Genomic DNA, 15,460 nt, shown 5'->3' with positions numbered 1-15,460 from the left:
GCGTCTCCCTTCGTAACGTATTGGAACTGTCTCTTGTCGTGTTCTCTGCATCCCGACCGTCTGGTATTGATCCAGGCTGTGTGGAAACTTAAGCGTCCGGCCAAGTCACCTTCCAAAGTCCAGCATTAATGGCGAGTGGCCGCGTATTTTAAGCGGGCGCGATGACCCTTATCTCCCAACGCCTGATTGCCCACAGTCGCCCCTTAGTCGCAAGCGTCCGGTGATCTCACCTTGAAATTACATGATCCCAGGCCAGCTGTAGGATTTAGAAATTAATGCGACATTTTGGGAGTTAATGCGACAAAAGACACTGCAAGAATAACCATGAGGGTTAGTTCTCCGCTGGTTGCAAAGTGAAAACGCAATCGCAGGCCGCGGGAGGTTCATTCATTCAAGCGGCATCAAGATGTATCAAAATTAAGGAGTTTATCTTCCGGACATAAACTCACTAATTTCGATACATATGCACTGACTGAGGAGGTCAACCTGAATCGCGATGAGCGTGTTTGAGTGATCACATCCCTACACCGGCGCTTGGCCGACCAAAGACGGCCCTATCAGATCGTTCTTGATCACGTTCGGAAGAATCGCGCACTCGAACTGCTTAGTAACTCACACTCGACAATTGAAGAATTGTGACTTATGAAGTGAGATTCATCGAAATTCACAACTTCCGCAGAGCGCTCAAGAGATGCACCGGACACGGACCACGGCAGTAAATCCAACGCGTCTTGCGCAAATTCGGCGGAATCAGCTCGAGAAATCAGTGTAAAGTCAGTACCGTTTCCAATGGGTTCTCAAATCAAAAGGATTTTGTTAAATGAAAAGTAATGCACTGTATTTCCCATCGATTGATTTACCTCAGGATGCGTGGAGCGCCAGAGCTCTATTGTATTGGGACGGTTTAGCTACCATCATTCCCATGGCTCACCTAGAGGGTCCTGAAGAAGTGAGCTATTTCATGCAAGGCCTGTTGTCAGAAGGACTTGTACGGCCCGTCATACCTGCACAGCACTTATACGAATGCCGGAGTTTTTCGGAGAATTTTATTTCTTACCTGGACGAGAAATTGCGCTTGGGTACGCTGCCGGGCCGGGATGCCCCTAATCTGGGTTTCAAACGAATTCACGCTGAAAAACTTGAAGATGTGCCCCAATTTCTTTCAAGACAGAGGCTCGCTTACGAGATAACCAATGGCTGATATGATGTTAGGGAGGATGTAGCTGATCAGTTCATGTTTTATCTCGCCGCCTGCCTGGGAGCAATGGAACGAGTTGACGCAATACCTGTGACTGATGGCAAAGCGTTTTCAAAACGCCCATTTACCCCACCTTCATCCAGTCGTTCGCGTCACGTGGACAAAGCGCGACAAGTGGTACTGAATAACATACTTCCAGCCCCAGCTGGGGGGGTAACGGTTGATCAGTTACTGTTTTTCAAAGAGAAACATGGCCACCTTTTACCGAGGTTTCGTCAGAGTGTAGAAGAGCATTGCGTTCTGATAGCGGGCATTCTGGACGCAGAATTGCGGCTGGAAAGTACTAATAACTTCATCATGCGTTGCAAACAAGAAGTGAAGCAAATCGAGGATGCAATGAGGCCCACTTTCGGGAGCATCATGTTTACCTCGCTGTTACCTCTATTAGGTTCCGGTATAGGCTTTGATGTGAATGGGGGAGCGCGAAACTATGCGGCAGGAGCTATTACTCTCGCTACAGCCATTTACGACACGGTCTCTCTTGTTCGGGAGCATCGCGACATTGAGGTGAACCATCCGCTTGCTTATGTTGCTCGTGCTAGTGGGTTCAACTTTAATAGTTTTTACGTGCCGGAATGATTCCGCTCTAGCATTCCGGGAGTGAGGTAGCATACACGGTCTGGCTAGCGGACGAGCATCAGCGCCGAAAATGTCGGCCCTGATGCTGCTATTTCAGCCTCTTTTGACCATTTTCTGTTATGGCGAATATCAATCGCAGTTTGTGTCACTTTCACCTAGTTGGTCCTCGCATAGAAGGCGAACGATATCCCCATCCTCTGCGATAGAGTTTTTCCACCAAAGCGATATCTCCTAGTGCCTCCTCTCGAGAGCTTTTCCAATCAGTGAAGGCTACTTCTGCTTGATAAGCGGCGATTGATTTTATGAGACAGTCTGTAAAAGCGACATGTCCTTTCGCCTATGTTATTCACCAATACCAAATACTTAAGCGTTTCGGGATTTTTAGAGGCGGCAATCGGAGACCTTCCTTTGTACAGGCGGGCAAAAGGGGGGGGGTACCTTGGTTTTTGGTTACGAATACGCGTATGGGGTTGATAGAGCCACCTCTAGGCGATTAAACAACTCAGCAGTGTACTTCGTCTTGTTGAGCAGAAAGCTCGTTTCACGACCACAAGACATCTGGAGACTACATAATGAACCCATGCAGTGCTACGCCTTTGGACCTGATTGGTATTGGCTTTGGTCCCTCTAACTTGGCCTTGGCGATCGCTTTGCAGGAGCAAGCGGGTCTGCTAAATCGTGGTTACAGTGCGCTTTTTTTGGATAAACAAATCGACTACCGCTGGCACGGTAATACGTTGGTTAGTCAGAGTGAATTGCAAATTTCCTTCCTGAAGGACTTAGTTACATTGCGCAATCCCACTAGTCCATACACCTTCGTCAATTATTTACTTCAGCAAGGCCGTTTGGTTGATTTTATTAATCTGGGTACTTTTTACCCCTGCCGGCTCGAGTATAACGATTATCTACGTTGGGTTGCTGAGAGCTTCAATCGGCAGTCTGCCTACGGCCAGACGGTGACGGCCGTCGAACCTGTTAACAATCAAGGCAAGGTGGAATTGTTGCAGGTTTGCAGCCATGATGCGCAAGGGCGCGAGCACAAGCGCTTAGCGCGTTCGATCGTCCTCTCCACGGGAGGTACACCCCGTATTCCTAGGCAGTTTTTGCGCCTGCGTGGGGACCGCCGAGTATTTCATCACTCCCAATATTTGGAGCGGATGGCAGAGCAGCAATGTGCTCGTCATGAACCGATGCGAATCGCCGTAATTGGTGGAGGTCAGAGTGCCGCAGAGGCCTTCATTGATCTCAATGACAGCTACCCGTCCGTGCAGGTTGATATGATTACGCGGGCGGCGGTGCTCAAACCTGCCGACGACAGTCCTTTCGTCAATGCCATTTTTTCACCCGAGTACACTGAGCTTGTATTTAATGAGCCCGAGCAAGAGCGGGAAAAACTGATTGCTGAGTTTCAAAATACGAACTACTCGGTTGTCGATCTGAACCTGATCGAACGCATATACGGCATATTCTATCGACAAAAAGTTGCGCAGCAGTTTCGTCACGGTTTCCTCTGTCATCGTCAGGTAGAGTGCGCGGAAGCTACGGCCGAAGGTATCGACTTGACGCTGCGTGATACTGCTACGGGCGAGACTCGAACCCATCGCTATGACGCGATTATCCTTGCAACCGGCTATGAGCGTGTCTCGCACCATCAAATTCTGGAACCGTTACATGAGTATGTGGGCAACATGGCAGTGAGTCGCGATTATCGTGTTAAGACCGATCCGCGAATGACGGCGGGTGTTTATTTGCAGGGGTTCAGTCAGTCAAGTCACGGGCTGAGTGACACCTTGCTTTCGGTTCTTCCGGCGCGAGCCCATGAAATCGCGGTCTCTTTGTTCGATCATTGGACAGATTCCGCATCAATTGACGAAACTACTTTTCAGCGCAGGGCGTGAGACATGAATCAGACCTTGCCTTGGCCAGATGGCCGCACTTTGAGCATTGATGTAGAAACAGGATCATTCAGCCTGGATGGGCAACTCTTATTACGAGCTCATCTCGACAATCAACGCTGGTATTTAGAGTCCAGCGAAGATCTGTTTTGGGCATATTGGGCCTTAGGATATTGGCATTTTTCAAATGATCCTGAATGTCAGGTGTTGAAGCTGGGTCAGGGCCAGTTCTCCGCGGCGTTACTTTGCCAAGGCTTAATACAGTCTGATGGTCAAGATGGCTGGCAGATTGAGCGCAGTACATTTTGGCAATTGCCTTGGCCGTGTTTGCGCGGTCCTTCCAGCGCCGGCTATCCACTGCGATATGTAACGAGTGAAAGGGCGCGCCATCCATCGCGTCCACCTAAGCCTGAAGGAGAGGTGTACCGCCGATTTGATCCAGCGCTGGGCAGTTGGATTTCGTTTCGCGCACTCGACCCCTTAGCTGATCTCGCTCTGTTCCATCGCTGGCAGAACGATCCGCGAGTAAATGCGTTTTGGAATGAAGCTGGCTCCATCGAGCAGCATCGTGAATACCTTCGGAGGCAAGCTGAAGACCCACACATTTATAGTCTTATCGGTTCATTTGATGATCAACCGTTTGGCTACTTTGAAGTGTATTGGGCCAAAGAGGACCGGATTGCACCATTTTGTGATGCGGGCGACTACGATCGAGGTATGCATGTGCTTGTGGGAGAGGCTGCGCATAGAGGGGCGCACAAGGTGCATAGTTGGTTCCCAGCACTGACCCACTATTTGTTTCTAGATGAGTGTCGAACCCAGCGCATCGTGACTGAGCCTCGTGCTGACAATACGACGATTATCACTCATATGCTTCAGATGGGTTATTGGCATGAAAAAAACTTTGATTTTCCTCATAAGCGGGCTGCGCTAGTGGTGCTGAGTCGAGAGCGCTTCTTTGATCGGTGTGCGTTACGCTGATGGGTGTGTTGTAGGGAGATCCAGTGGGCGGTTTACCGCCCGCTGGGCTTGGAGATTGGAGGTTGGAGGTTGGATTTTGCCCATAAAAACTTTGAGGGTTATTGGGATATTAGGCAGCCTCAGGTGGGGCCTAACGCCCCTTTAGCTTATTGACTACGCTGGTAACTACCTGGTGTTCGTGCTGGTTGATGAAGAAATGATTTCCTTCAAACCAATCAAGTGTGAATTCACCGCCTGCTTCCTTCCGCCATGCCTCAATGCGCTCGGCTGCAATATCGTCTGCCTTGCCCCCGAAAACGTGCAGCGGCATGGAGTAAGGTTCAGAAAATTGGTATTGGAAACTCTCACAGATTCGGTAGTCTGCCCCTAGTGTGTCCAGAGTCATTCTCAGTAACTCATCATTCCCGAAGATCGCTTCCGGCGTACCGCCCAGCCTGCGCAAATCCTTAATCAGCGCTGCGTCATTGTTTTTATCGACAAACCGCTCTCGGAAAAAGCGCGATGGGGCAGGGCTGGCTGATGCGAAAACGGTATTAGGTTCGACATTGCCGAGCTGTCGTTGGCGCTGCACTATTGCATGTGCCAGTAAAGCGCCCATGCTGTGCCCAAACAGTGCATACCTTTCTCGCATTTTCGGCGCTTGCTCTTCACAAATTTGTTCGACGAGTCGGTCGAAGTTCTTTATGAAGGGTTCGCTCAGTCGACTTCCTCGGCCCGGCAGCTCGACTGGTACCAGGCTAATCCAATCAGGTAGTAGTCGACGCCAGCGCAGATACATGTTGGCGCTAGCACCTGCGCAAGGCAGGGCTAGCAGATTGACGTGTTGGATTTTCCTGCTATGCATTCTTTTACCGTTGCGTCGACGGTAGGAGGGTGGTGGTTTGCTCATCCATCCAGGTGCGTAGTGAAAGTGGGCGCATGTCGGTCCAGACTCGCTCGACATATTCCAATAGGGTCTTTTTATCTCCTTTGATGTTATCAACCGCTTTCCAGCCACCAGGAATTGCTTTCCAGTGTGGCCATAGTGAGTACTGTTCCTCATGGTTGATCAGAACAATGAAAGTTTCGTCTTCGCGATCGAAGCAACTCGTAGTCATGTGTAATCTCGCACGGCTATTAGGGGAGGGGCTGCCAACGAGTGGCTTGCCTTAGCATCTAGACGAAACCAACCTAAAATTTGTTTAGATGCCCAACTCTCGCATCTGGCCTTTGGCGTTTTTATCCGCTTGTCAACGTGTGCTTAAAGCTGTGGAAAGGGGTTGCATACCATATTAGGTTGTGTTCAGTGTTACTTAGCGACCTTCCATCATGTCGTTGAAGGGGGCAACGACAACTGCAGCATCCTTGAGCATAAAGTTAACCAGTGTTGCCGAGCATCCTAGCTTTAGTGCTATCTCGCGTTGAGTGAAACCTGCCAGTCGATGCATCTCAAAGGCTGTTCTTGTTCTTTTTGGTAGCACCTTGAGCGCATTATCAATTGCTTCAAGTATTCGGCGATCATGCAAAATTTGTTCGGGTGGAGTTTCATCATAAGGATGCGGAAGTTCGATATTTTCAACGTGAACGCGGTATGTCGACTCCACGGTATAGCGACGGTAGTAATCGAGGGCGAGATTTCGTACGACCTGGCAGCAATATGAGTAAGGTTTATCGATCAGGGTTGCACGTAATCCCACGGTCACCTTCAAGTAGGCTTCTTGAATAACCTCATCAGCTAATTCAAATTTTCCGACAATTTTTATTGCGATACTGCGCAATTTTGCGCGGTGTGCAATGAAGACGTCGCCGAGTGAATTTGTAGATAGGTCTAGCGTCACGTGTAGCGCTTCCTTTCGCTGAGTAGCCTGCTTGGCAGGGGTAGGCGGCGGAATTGTTGCCACACTTTTGATCGAAATCAAGCTTTTCTGTAACTAATTGTTACGTGGCTAACTGCTACTATTTATGTGTTTTGTGACCAATAGCTAATTTCAGGTCACATTTTGAGCGGAAGGGGTGGGGCCAGCGAAGCCCAATAATGGGGCACTAAACAAATTTTGAGCTGGATCGTCTTGGTTAGCTACTGGCGTTATATGAACGGTTTTCGCTTGGATTTGCGATTTTTTCTTTCAAGAGGGGGGCGCTTCGTTGATCTATTTTCGGCTCCATTAGAACGATCAAGGAGCTTTCACTGGTGAGATCAATCGGTCAGTGAGCCTTATTTTGACTCATTTTAGGCAGGGGCATCTTCTCTGAGAGGAAAGCTGGAGCAGGCCTGATCAGCCTCGCCACAAAATAAAAAATTGACTTTTGTTTGTTTTTAATATTCGTGATTTTTTTTCGCTTTTTTCGGTATGTACATCGTTTGGAATTTCTCTCGAAATTTAGGCTGCTACCGAAAGGCTAAGAATTGCTCGACGGTTTCGGGCGGGATGCTATTTAGCGAAAACGGATAGCTGAGTTTTAGTGATAACTCGTAAAAATGACAAGTATAGAATCCCGACAGTAATTATTTTTTAGCGCCACTTGCGTGGAATAAGGGTATCCATGAAGACATCAGTAGATAACGGTAAAGACACTTTCTTCGACATTGCACGGGCTCGAGCTCTGAAATCGAATGGTCACGCGTCTCGGCCAGTCTTCACGTATCTGAATGATGGAGAAAATGTCAGTGGGGAACTGACGTTTGCACAGTTAGATCATCAGGCAAAGAAACTAGCCGCACATCTTCAAAAGATAACCAAGCCTGGCGATCGTGTCCTTCTCGTTTATCCGCCCAGCCTTGACTATATTATCTCGTTTTATGGGTGTCTTTATGCTGGAGTGATTGCTGTTCCAGCTTTGTCGCCGGCGAATGCGAATGCGTTACGGCGTTTGTCGGCCATCGCCGACGATTGTAAGCCTGTGGTTGCCCTAACGCATGCTGGAATTGCTGAAAATGTAGCGAAAATGGAGTTTTCGGATAATAACAAGCAGCTAGAGAGTTTGATCTGGTTTGCAACAGATGATCTCGAGGATCTTTCAGAGTATTGGATACCTCCTACACTATGTGGTTCCGATATTATATTTTTGCAGTACACATCAGGCTCCACGTCTTCTCCCAAAGGAGTGATGGTGAGTCATGATAATTTGCTCGCCAATCTCGCGCTTATTACTGAATCTTGCAATGCGTCAGCGGGCGACAAGGTGGTTTTTTGGTTGCCGCCCTATCATGACTTTGGCCTAGTGTGTGGCATCGCATGGCCTATCTTCTTCGCTGGGCATTGTATTCAGTTCCCGCCCTCTGTTTTCCTGATGCGACCTATTAGATGGCTTAAGCTGGTATCTCGTTATCGAGCTCGGGTAACGGGTGCGCCCAACTTTGCGTACCAGTTGTGTGCTGAACAAATATCTGAGGCTCAAAAAAGCGAACTCGATCTAAGTTGCCTGGATCTTGCGCTAAACGGTGCGGAGCGGGTGCGAGTTTCGACGTTACGACATTTTTGTGAAGCGTTTGCTGGCCAAGGGTTCCGGCCTGAGGCGATCGCGCCTGCTTATGGTCTCGCTGAGTCGGTGCTGCTGGTTGCTATGCGTTCGCGAGCGGCGTCCGGTTTTCCCGCTGTAGAGAACATAAGCAAGGCAGCACTTGCAGTCGGTTGGATTGCGACCAGTAATGATTCACTGGATACAACACCGGTTATCTGTCTAGGGGAAACGAGGCGCGGGAATCATCACGTTGCAGTTGTCGACCCCAAAGCACTGAGGGAGTTGCCGGAAGTTAGCGTGGGCGAAATTTGGGTGAGTGGCGGGTCGGTTGCTCAAGGCTATTGGGGGCAACCCACATCTGTTTGCGACGAAACGTTCGGTGCCCGCATTGAAGGTAGTGATCGTGGCTGGTTGCGCACCGGAGACACTGGGTTTATCCGTAACGGCGAGCTATACGTAATTGGTCGCATCAAAGAGATGATGATAATTAATGGGCGTAATGTTTATCCGCAAGATGTTGAAGTAACCATTGAAGGGATTGACCCCGCTTTCCGGGCCAATGGTTGCGCCGTCTTCGCGTTAGAGGATGAGGCCAACTCTCCAGTTGTAATCGTCCAGGAAGTTAACAGTCGACAGAAGGTTGCGCATGAAACATTGATTGGAAAAGTACGGAAGGAGCTTGCTCAACAGCATGGGATTTTTGATCTCGCCGCTGTGCTGCTGGTAAAACCTGGGCGGCTTCCTCGTACGTCAAGCGGCAAGATCCAGCGAATCCAATGCAAGCAGATGTACATCACACAGACTATCGATGCTAACTGGTCTTGGCGCGCCAGTTTTGAGCAAGATGCAATATCTCTGTCGCCATACGAGGCACCGCAGGGGGAAATTGAGCAAACACTGGCGCGTTTTTGGTCGGAGCTTCTGGATGTAGAAAGGGTCGGTCGAAATAATAATTTTTTCGAGCTGGGTGGTGATTCGCTGCTAGCAGCTCGTTTGCTCGCGCGCGTACATAGCAAATGGAGTGTCTCCGTCCCGCTGGCTACGTTATTTTCAGAATCGTCATTGGGTGCGCTGGCAGTTGTGGTGAGCTCGTTACCGCCGACTAAGCACTCGGCAATCCAGCCTGCGGATCGTAGTCGACCTCTCCCGCTATCTTTATCGCAACAGCGGCTTTGGTTCTTGAACCAACTGGATGCGTCGCTTCTTGCTGCCTATCACATGCCTGTCGTTTTGGATCTACAAGGCCCGGTGAGATTTGATGTCGTACAGAAAACGCTCGCTGATATCGTCACGCGGCACGAGTCCCTGCGTACGACTTTTGTCGCAAGTGGAGAGGAGGTGTTCCAAGTCGTTGCGCAGTCAGTTCAGGATTTCGTCCTTGCGCAAAATGACCTTAGTGAGATGACTCAGTGTGCGCAACACGAATCAGTTACTGACTGGGCTAATTACGAAGCATCCAAGCCGTTTGATCTATCGGGCGGGCGGTTGATTCGTGCCCGGTTATTACGCTTGGCACACGATAAACATGTCTTACTAGTGACATTTCACCACATGGTGGCAGATGGCTGGTCTGTCGGTGTATTCGTGAGAGAGTTCAGTGCGCTATATGCTGCCTGTAATGAAGGCCGTTCGGCACCATTACCTCCTATGACCATCCAGTACCCCGATTATGCAGTTTGGCAGCGTAAATGGTTGCAGCAGGAACACCTGCAACAACAGGCTGAGTATTGGAAAGAACAATTAGCTGATGCGCCCGCATTGTTGGCTTTGCCGACGGACCGTGCTCGTCCGACCCGCCAATCGGTAGCGGGCGCCAGCGTAGAAGTTGTTCTTGATAAAGAGCTTACACATGCTTTGAAGCAACTGAGCCAACATGATGGCGTGACGCTCTTTATGACATTGCTCGCAGGCTGGTCGGCTGTCCTATCTCGTTTGGCAGGACAAGAAGATGTCATTATCGGCACGCCGACGGCGTATAGGCCACGCCAAGAGCTGGAAGCGCTCATCGGCTTTTTTGTCAACAGTTTGGCGCTGCGCATTAATGTGTCGGGTGCGACTCGACTAGATGAATTAATTTCACAGGTTCGTCGGGTCACACTGCAGGCGCAGGAGAATCAGGATCTGCCGTTTGAAAAAGTGGTAGAGATCGTGCAGCCCGCTAGAAACCTTGGGCATACCCCATTATTTCAGGTAATGCTCACTTGGCAAAACAATGATCTGAAAGCACCCGATATTCCTGGTGTGCACTTGAATCTTCGCGGCAGTCCAATCAATGCAGTTAAGTGTGATTTAGAGTTGATACTGGCAGAGTCTAACGACACGATTGTTGGGGAGTTTGCCTACTCGACTGCATTGTTTGACGCGGAAACAATTGAGCGGCATCGCGACGCGCTGATTTGTATGTTGCGAGCAATGATCAGTGATCCAACGCAGGTCGTTTCAAGTGTAGAAATAATATCGTCGACTGAACGGGCTCTTTTGCTAGAAACGTGGAACCAGACAGACGCCTCATATTCTTCGGAATCTTGCCTGCATCAGCTTTTTGAAGCCCAAGTGAACAGGACACCCGATGCAGTTGCATTAGTGCAAGACGGATGTGAGCTGACGTATTCACAGTTGAATGTTCAGGCTAACCGACTGGCTCATTACCTGATTGCTCAAGGAGTACGTCCTGACAGTCGCGTGGGAGTGTGTGCGGAGCGACGGCCTCATATGGTTGTAGCTTTGTTGGCTACCTTGAAGGCTGGTGGCGCCTATGTACCTCTAGACCCCGATTATCCAACTGAGCGTTTGCTGGATCTGTTGTTGGATGCCAATCCCACAGTGCTTTTGATGGATGAATCAGGAGATAAGGCGTTGGGGGAAAGCGTTGAGAGGCTTTTGCCCTCTCTTTGCGTGCAACATTTGCCCAGCGCTTTAGCTAACTTGTCCGAATGTGATTCCAATCCAGACTCCGGAGTTTCGGGCGTTAACTCAAGGCACCTTGCCTACGTAATCTATACCTCCGGTTCCACCGGTAAGCCTAAGGGAGTGATGGTGGAGCATCGCAGTATCGTTAACCGTTTGGAATGGATGCAGGACGCCTTTTCACTGACCGAGAAGGATGTCGTTCTGCAGAAAACACCTTTTAGTTTCGACGTCTCTGTATGGGAGTTTTTCTGGACACTTCTCTATGGTGCGAAGCTGGTGCTCGCTGTACCGGGCGCTCATAAAGATCCGCGCGCACTCATTGATTTAATTCAGCAGCAGAACGTCACGATCTTGCATTTCGTGCCCTCAATGTTGAGTGCGTTTGTGAGTGATGATTTTGCAATGGATTGCCGTTCGCTTAGGTATGTCTTTGCCAGCGGTGAGGCATTACCCTCTTATATGGTTCGCAAGCATCAAGAATTACTGCCGGATGCTCGAATTGTTAACTTATATGGCCCTACGGAAGCGTCCGTAGACGTCACCGCATGGATCTGCCCAGAAGGGTTCAACGATATTGCGGTGCCAATGGGGCGTCCGATTTCTAACACCCGTCTTTATGTGCTGGACGGGCATTATCAACTTGTTCCAATTGGGTCAGTCGGTGAATTGTTTATTGGTGGCGTAGGCGTAGCGCGAGGTTATTTAAACCGTCCTGAACTGACTGCCGAGCGTTTCTTGAATGATCCTTTCTCTCAGAAAGAGGGCGCGCTCCTGTACCGCACGGGTGATCTGGTGCGCTATCAGGCAGATGGCAATCTGGAGTTCCTGGGACGCAATGATTATCAAGTCAAGGTTCGAGGTTTCCGTATTGAGTTGGGAGAGATAGAGGCCCAGCTGATTCAGCATGCGTCTGTCCAAGAGGCCGTTGTGATCGCGCGCGGTGAAAACGATTTCCAGCAGTTAGTCGCATACGTTGTGTTAAATCCGGAAGCTTCGGTCGAAACGCCAGCTTTGCGTGATTATTTGAGTCGGCAGTTACCGGACTACATGGTTCCTTCCGCATTTGTACAAATGCCCCAGCTACCTTTGACACCGAACGGCAAGCTCAACAGAAAAGCATTACCTGCACCGGGCGTAGAAGCAGTAGTGACCCGAGTTTATGAAGCACCGCTCGATGAGCTCGAACATACACTTGCCACCATTTGGGCAGAGCTATTGGGGGTAGTCGATGTCGGTCGGCGCGATAATTTCTTTGAATTGGGTGGCCATTCACTGTTGGCCATTCAGGTGACCACTCGACTGAGGTCAAGCCTAGGTCGAGATGTACCGCTTACAACACTTTTCAATGCGCCAGTTCTGTGCGAGTTCGCGCGGGAAATCAAATGCACCCAACGCTATGCCGATGATCAGCAATTGCTCGATCTTGATGCATTCATGAGTTCGATCGAGGAGAAAGCCTGATGAATGCGCCATTGGCTCGCCGTTTGGCGGAGCGTTTTCTTGAGTTGGCACCCTTTCAGCGTAGAGCGTTCTACGAAAAGCTGCGCAATGACGGGCAATCTTTTCAGCAATTTCCAATAGTGCCCCGTCTGAAGTCGCAAAAGCTGGCTCTCTCCTATGCACAGGCCCGTCAATGGTTTCTGTGGAGCTTGGAACCCGGTGGCTCCGCCTATCACATGACTGGGGCGATGAAGCTAACTGGAGCTCTTGATGTTGAGACCCTCAAAGCCAGCTTCGATGCGGTTATAGGACGTCACGAAGCTTTGCGCACACAATTTCGATTGGGGATGGATGGACAGGTTCAGCAGTTCATCCAGACCGACCTGCAGACTGAATGTGAAGAACTTGACCTGAGAGATATTTGCTCGCTGGAGCTTGAGGCGCGTGTTCGCGATGCTGTGGACCGGATGCATCAGCGCCCATTTGATCTAGAGGCGGGCCCACTACTGCGATTGGGGCTGATTCGACAAGCCGACGATGTACATATTCTCGTCGTGATGATGCATCACATCATCTCGGACGGTTGGTCGGTAAAGGTCATTGTCGATGAATTCGTAGCGCAGTACAGCGCGCGTGTTCAAGGCCATACGCCAGACTTGGCCCCCTTGCCGATCCAGTACGCCGATTACGGCATGTGGCAACGAATTTGGCTTGAGGCGGGAGAGAAAGAGCGGCAACTGGCCTACTGGAAGGTGCAGTTAGGTGATGAACACCCAGTTTTGCAATTGCCGACGGATAACCCTCGCCAAGTGGATGGGCGTTACCGTGCCGGTCGTCATAGCTTCGAACTACCAGAAGCGTTGATTCAGGGGTTGCATAAACAAGCTCAACGCCAAGGTGCTACCTTGTTCATGGCTCTGCTGACTGGGGTCCAGACGCTTTTGTATCGCTACAGCGGCCAGCAGGATATTCGCGTCGGTGTGCCTATCGCGAACCGCCACCGGGTGGAAACCGAAGGGGTGGTAGGTCTGTTCGTTAACACCCAAGTGCTGCGCAACGTCCTACACGGACGCCTTAGTCTGACGCAGGCACTCGAGCAAGCGAAAGCGGCCACTCTAGGCGCGCAGGCACATCAGGATCTGCCATTTGAACAACTGGTCGAAGCGCTGCAACCGGAGCGTAACCTCGGCATTAATCCGTTGTTTCAGGTAATGGTCAATCACCAACAGCAAGATCTTAGGGCGTTGCAACATTTGCCCGGAATCAACCTGGAAGATTATTCACTCGGCGAGCAAACCGCGCAGTTCGAGTTGACAATCGATACTTGCGAAGATGCAGAAGGGCGGGTGAAAGCCAGTTTTATATATGCTCAGGAGTTGTATGAAGCTTCGACCATTAAGCGCATGTCGCAGCATTATATTAGGATGCTGCAAGCGTTGGTCGATCAGCCGCAGACGGCGCTGAGTGATGTGCAACTACTGGGTGAACTGGAGCGACAGGAGCTTAAGCTCTGGAGTGAAAATGAAACACGCTCTCCCAATATGCTGCCGGTCCATTACCTGTTCGAACAAGAGGTCCGCAGGAGTGGTCATGCGACGGCGGCGGTTTTTGGCGGCGATAGCCTAACTTACGCCGAGTTAAACAAACGGGCCAACCAACTGGCGCACTACTTGATCAAACAGGGTGTGCAGCCGGAAGTGAAAGTCGGGATAGCGGTCGAGCGCTCGCTGGATATGGTGATTGGCTTGTTGGGGATTTTGAAGGCAGGGGGCGCATATGTGCCACTCGACCCTGAACTTCCTGCCGAACGTTTGACTTACATGGTGATAGACAGCGGCATTGAGTTGTTGTTGACGCAAAGCACGATAAATAAAGATTTTCCACACCCGGCCAGCCTTAAGGTGTTGGCGCTAGATACGCAGGATCTGAGCACTCAACTTCCTACGAACCCGAGCGTCGCCTTACACGGCGAAAACTTAGCCTATGTCATCTACACCTCGGGTTCCACCGGTAACCCTAAAGGCGCAGAGATTCGTCATCGTGCACTCACGAGTTGCCTGACGTGGATGCAGCAGACGTATGGGCTGACAAAGGCTGATGGGGTATTGCACAAGGCACCGTTCAGCTTTGACGTCTCGGTATGGGAAACTTTCCTGCCACTGATCGTCGGTGCACGACTGGTGGTGGCTTTTCCTGGAGATCACCGTGATCCGGAAAGGATCGTCCAGCTCATTCGTCAGCATCAAGTGACGATTCTTAGCTTTGTACCTTCGATGCTAAAAGCTTTCCTGGCCCACATCGGCAAAGATGTGCAATTACCGTTGCGTCATGTGATGTGGGGGGGAGAAGCCGTTTCTGAGAACACCCAGAGCGAGGCGTTGCGTCTTCTCAAAGGAGTCAATCTCCAAAACTTGTATGGCCCGACTGAAACCACCATCCACGTGACCCATTGGACTTGTCGTGATGATGGACGCAGTTCTGTTCCAATAGGCCAACCTGTCTCGGAAACGCAGACCTATGTACTGGATGAATATTTGAGCGAGGTGCCACCAGGTATAGCGGGTGAGCTCTATATCGGCGGCGAACTGTTGGCTCGAGGTTATCTCGGGCGGGCAGCTTTGAGTGCTGAACGCTTTGTGGCGAGCCCGTTCGCCAGGGCGGGTGAGCGTCTGTATCGCACCGGCGATCTGGTGCGCTGGAACCATGAAGGACAGTTGGAGTATCTCGGCCGGATCGACCATCAGGTCAAAATCCGCGGTTTCCGGATTGAGTTGGGTGAGGTCGAGGCGCAACTGCTGGCGCAGCCTGAAGTGACAGCGGCGGTGGTGATGGCCAAAGAAGGGCCAAGTGGGGCGCGACTGATCGGTTATGTGGTGGCGCAAGCTATCGACTCCCCGACATTACGCGAGCGCTTGAGCCAGACACTGCCGGACTACATGGTGCCTGGTGTAGTCGT

Annotated in this window: 9 protein-coding genes; 6 read left to right on the top strand and 3 right to left on the bottom strand. The window is 50.6% G+C overall.

The genetic code is table 11. The features are described 5' to 3' along the window. The first annotated feature begins 820 nt into the window (after positions 1 to 820). The 4 genes from WA225_RS04320 to WA225_RS04305 all read left to right on the top strand — a co-directional run bounded on the left by WA225_RS04320 (position 821) and on the right by WA225_RS04305 (position 4,713). A complete protein-coding gene (locus WA225_RS04320; protein WP_422606989.1) occupies positions 821 to 1,201 on the top strand; it encodes a hypothetical protein in 381 nt (126 codons plus the stop codon). A 33-nt stretch (positions 1,202 to 1,234) separates the two neighbouring features. Beyond that, the gene (locus WA225_RS04315) at positions 1,235 to 1,837 is read left to right on the top strand and encodes a hypothetical protein (protein ID WP_422606988.1); all 603 of its coding nucleotides are present in this window, start codon (positions 1,235 to 1,237) and stop codon (positions 1,835 to 1,837) included. A 572-nt stretch (positions 1,838 to 2,409) separates the two neighbouring features. After that, on the top strand, positions 2,410 to 3,735 hold the full coding sequence (locus tag WA225_RS04310) for a lysine N(6)-hydroxylase/L-ornithine N(5)-oxygenase family protein (RefSeq protein ID WP_175553971.1): 1,326 nt from the start codon (positions 2,410 to 2,412) through the stop codon (positions 3,733 to 3,735). Positions 3,736 to 3,738: 3 nt separating this feature from the next. After that, positions 3,739 to 4,713, top strand: coding sequence for a GNAT family N-acetyltransferase (locus WA225_RS04305; protein WP_175553972.1), 975 nt, complete (start codon positions 3,739 to 3,741; stop codon positions 4,711 to 4,713). A 130-nt stretch (positions 4,714 to 4,843) separates the two neighbouring features. Here WA225_RS04305 and WA225_RS04300 read toward each other — a convergent pair whose 3' ends face one another. The 3 genes from WA225_RS04300 to WA225_RS04290 all read right to left on the bottom strand — a co-directional run bounded on the left by WA225_RS04300 (position 4,844) and on the right by WA225_RS04290 (position 6,611). Beyond that, positions 4,844 to 5,557: a thioesterase II family protein gene (locus WA225_RS04300; RefSeq protein ID WP_175553973.1), complete on the bottom strand. Its 714-nt coding sequence runs from the start codon at positions 5,555 to 5,557 to the stop codon at positions 4,844 to 4,846. Between the two features lie 4 nt (positions 5,558 to 5,561). After that, complete coding sequence (locus tag WA225_RS04295; protein ID WP_005759447.1) at positions 5,562 to 5,810, bottom strand: MbtH family protein; 249 nt, start codon at positions 5,808 to 5,810, stop codon at positions 5,562 to 5,564. A gap of 195 nt (positions 5,811 to 6,005) precedes the next feature. Continuing rightward, positions 6,006 to 6,611 carry a sigma-70 family RNA polymerase sigma factor gene (locus tag WA225_RS04290; RefSeq protein ID WP_259368700.1) on the bottom strand — a complete coding sequence of 202 codons (606 nt, stop codon included), beginning with the start codon at positions 6,609 to 6,611 and terminating at the stop codon, positions 6,006 to 6,008. A gap of 625 nt (positions 6,612 to 7,236) precedes the next feature. Here WA225_RS04290 and WA225_RS04285 point away from each other — a divergent pair. Then, positions 7,237 to 12,525, top strand: coding sequence for an amino acid adenylation domain-containing protein (locus WA225_RS04285; protein WP_422606987.1), 5,289 nt, complete (start codon positions 7,237 to 7,239; stop codon positions 12,523 to 12,525). Further along, a partial coding sequence (locus tag WA225_RS04280) for an amino acid adenylation domain-containing protein (RefSeq protein WP_422606986.1) occupies positions 12,525 to 15,460 on the top strand: 2,936 nt, incomplete at its 3' end. The genes WA225_RS04285 and WA225_RS04280, both read left to right, overlap by 1 nt.

It is taken from the genome of Pseudomonas sp., assembly GCF_049300855.1.
In the GTDB taxonomy this organism is placed as follows: Bacteria; Pseudomonadota; Gammaproteobacteria; order Pseudomonadales; family Pseudomonadaceae; genus Aquipseudomonas.
This window is presented reverse-complemented; position numbering and strand designations above follow the sequence as displayed.